4 protein-coding genes are annotated in these 2,546 nt (G+C 71.2%); all 4 read left to right on the forward strand.

Going from position 1 to position 2,546, the window contains the following annotated elements; all coding sequences use genetic code 11:
* The first annotated feature begins 137 nt into the window (after positions 1 to 137).
* Positions 138 to 791, forward strand: coding sequence for a DNA-3-methyladenine glycosylase I (locus tag FV222_RS22825; protein WP_147764133.1), 654 nt, complete (start codon positions 138 to 140; stop codon positions 789 to 791).
* 29 nt (positions 792 to 820) lie between these two features.
* The gene (locus tag FV222_RS22830) at positions 821 to 1,393 is read left to right on the forward strand and encodes an HD family hydrolase (protein ID WP_147764137.1); all 573 of its coding nucleotides are present in this window, start codon (positions 821 to 823) and stop codon (positions 1,391 to 1,393) included.
* A gap of 19 nt (positions 1,394 to 1,412) precedes the next feature.
* A complete protein-coding gene (locus tag FV222_RS22835; RefSeq protein WP_147764134.1) occupies positions 1,413 to 1,925 on the forward strand; it encodes a protein tyrosine phosphatase in 513 nt (170 codons plus the stop codon).
* Positions 1,926 to 2,069: 144 nt separating this feature from the next.
* A complete protein-coding gene (locus FV222_RS22840; protein ID WP_147764135.1) occupies positions 2,070 to 2,330 on the forward strand; it encodes an exodeoxyribonuclease VII small subunit in 261 nt (86 codons plus the stop codon).
* Positions 2,331 to 2,546 lie beyond the last annotated feature (216 nt).

The following is a 2,546-nucleotide window of genomic DNA, read 5'->3' on the forward strand; positions in this document are numbered from 1 at the left end:
GCCTCGCGATGCTGCGCCTCGACCGGCTCGCCGACGCGATCGCGGCGGGCGAGCCCCTGCACGCCGACGGCAAGGTCCTCACCGTCGAGCGCCCGGCCTTCGCCAGCTTCGCGATGCCCGACGCCGCGGCCGGCTGAATGGCCGAGGCACCCCACGTCACTGAGCCTCATCACCCGGTCGAGGGTTTGATCCATCACCCGGACGGCTGCGCCCGGTGCTGGTGGGCCGGGCTCGATCCGCTCTACGTCGCCTATCACGACACGGAGTGGGGCATACCCGAGCGCGACGGGCGAGCGCTCTACGAGAAGCTGATCCTCGACGGTTTCCAGGCCGGTTTGTCGTGGATCACCATCCTGCGTCGCCGCGACGGCTTCCGCCGCGCCTTCGCCGACTTCCATCCCGAGGCCATCGCGCGCTTCACCGAGGCCGACGTCGCGCGCCTGATGCAGGATACCGGCATCATCCGGAACCGCGCCAAGATCGTCGGGACCGTCGCCGGCGCCCGCGCCTGGCTGCGGATCGAGGAGAGCGGACCGGGATTTTCGAAGTTCCTGTGGAACCACCTGCCTGAGGGTCTGCCGGTTCAGGGCATTGCCCGGACGCGAGGCGAGATCCAGACCGAGACGGACTTGTCTCGGCGCATCGCTAAAGCCCTAAAGGCGCAGGGCTTCACCTTCTGCGGGCCGGTGATCGTCCACGCCTTCATGCAGGCGGTGGGGATGGTGAACGACCACCTCGTCGGCTGCCATCGCCACGCGCCCTGCGCCGCGCTGGCGGAGGAGGACCGTTGAGCGCCGTGCAGCCGCGGGCCTGGCAGCGGATGCTGTCGGGCCGTCGCCTCGACCTGCTCGACCCCTCCCCGCTCGACATCGAGGTGGCCGACATCGCCCACGGGCTCGCCCGCGTGGCGCGCTGGAACGGGCAGACCGCCGGGCCGCACGTGTTCTCCGTGGCGCAGCACTCGCTGCTGGTCGAGGCGGTGGGCCGCCACCTCCTCCGGGCCTGCACCCCGGAGCAGGGCCTCGAACTGCTGCTGCACGACGCGCCCGAATACGTCGTCGGCGACATCATCTCCCCGCTCAAGGCGGCGATCGGCGACGCCTACAAGGGCGTCGAGCGGCGCCTGCTCGCCGCGATCCGTCGCCGCTTCGGCCTCGATGCCCCGACGCCGGCCTTCGCACGCCTGGTCAAGCGCGCGGACCGCGTCGCCGCCCACGCGGAGGCGGTGCGCCTCGCCGGATTCGCGCCGGACGAGGCGGCGCGCTATTTCGGCCGGCACGAGGACCTGCCCGAGCCCGTCCTCGCCCTGCTCGACCCCTGGCCGACCGCCGAGGCCCAAGCCCGCTACCTGGACCGCTTCGCGGCGCTGCAGGCGACCGCCTCCAAAACCTGACGGAAATCCCGGACCCGAGATGTCGACGCTTCACGTCTGCCCCCTGTCGCGCCTGACCGAGACCGTCGCCGCGACCGGGGCGAGCCACGTCCTGACGCTTGTCACGCCGCCGGCGACGCCGGCGCGGCCGGCGAGCATTGCCGAGGGCTGCCACGCGGTCGTCGGCGTCAGCGACATCGCGGTCGCCACGGACGGCTACGTGCTGCCGGCCGAGGACCATGTCCGCGCCATCCTCGACTTCGTCACGTCGTGGCCGCGCGAGAAGCCGATGGTGATCCACTGCTACGCCGGCATCAGCCGCTCGACCGCGGCCGCCTACATCGCCGCCTGCGCCCTCGACCCGGCGCGCGACGAAGTGGAAGCCGCCGCTTCCTTGCGCCTCGCCTCGCCGTCGGCCACGCCGAACCGCCTGTTCGTCGAGATCGCCGACCGCCTGCTCGGCCGCGACGGCCGTATGGTCGCCGCCATCGCCGCGATCGGCCGCGGCGCGGACGCGTTCGAGGGCGTCCCGTTCCGCTACGAACTCGGCTGACCGGGCCGATCCGCCGCCGTACCGGTGTGGCGCAAACGTCGCCGCAGCCTCGGAAAACCGCCGGTCGCACCCCACCCTGATCGTGCCCGGGGTTGTCGCGGTCGCCGCCTCCGCCTTAGAACCGCACCAAAGGATCCTGTAGGGATGACCGAAAGCCGACCCGACGCGACCGCGATCGCCGCCGACATGCCTTTCGAAAAGGCGCTGGAGCAGCTCGAGGACATCGTCCGCCGCCTGGAGAAGGGCGACGTGGCGCTCGACGAATCGGTGATGATCTACGAGCGCGGCGAGGCGCTGAAGCGCCACTGCGAGATGCTGCTGAAGCGGGCCGAGGCCCGTATCCAGCGCATCACCCTGACACCCGACGGGCGCGCCGAAGGCGTCGCACCCCTGGACGTCGACTGAGATGCGGAGCGTGCGCGCCCTGTGCCCTCGCTCCACGTCCGAGACTTGAGATGAGGCCGAACCCGTGACGCAGTCCCCCCCGATGCCGGCCCCCTCGATTTTGGACGGTTTGTCTGAGACGTCTGCGTTGCGTCTGTTGCCGGAGAGCGACCTTCCGGCGGTTGCGGAGGCGGTTCGGTCTGAGATGATCGAGACCGTGTCGGTGACGGGCGGGCA

Source organism: Methylobacterium sp. WL103 (assembly GCF_008039885.1).
Taxonomy (GTDB): Bacteria; Pseudomonadota; Alphaproteobacteria; order Rhizobiales; family Beijerinckiaceae; genus Methylobacterium; species Methylobacterium cerastii.